The organism is Candidatus Nanopusillus massiliensis, assembly GCF_920984865.1.
This window is the reverse complement of the sequence record NZ_OV100765.1, coordinates 586,052-586,255: the sequence shown is the minus strand read 5'-3', so window position 1 is coordinate 586,255 and position 204 is coordinate 586,052. Positions and strand designations below refer to the sequence as shown.

The following is a 204-nucleotide window of genomic DNA, read 5'->3' as shown; positions in this document are numbered from 1 at the left end:
AAGTTATCTATTTCTTCCTTTGATACACCCTTTTTAAATGCAGATTCTATTTCTGTTCTTAANNNNGATGGTGTTGCCATAAAAAATATATAGGTGAAATTATTATAAACTTTAAATAAAAAATCTTATAAACTATTTATTTAAAACTTCTTTTTCATTCTTTAATATTCCTAAANNCTTAAGATAAATTAAAATAGCTCTTTT

General features: G+C 20.7%; 1 protein-coding gene (running past one end of the window). It reads right to left on the bottom strand.

What is annotated here, in order from left to right; all coding sequences use genetic code 11:
* Window positions 1–132: 132 nt before the first annotated feature.
* A protein-coding gene (locus LUA84_RS04520) for an eL19 family ribosomal protein (RefSeq protein ID WP_256443615.1) crosses the window boundary here: on the bottom strand, window positions 133–204 show its 3' end. It continues 99 nt past the right edge of the window; 72 of the gene's 171 nt are visible here — the last part of the coding sequence; the start codon falls outside the window, past its right edge — the gene reads right to left on this strand; the stop codon is at window positions 133–135.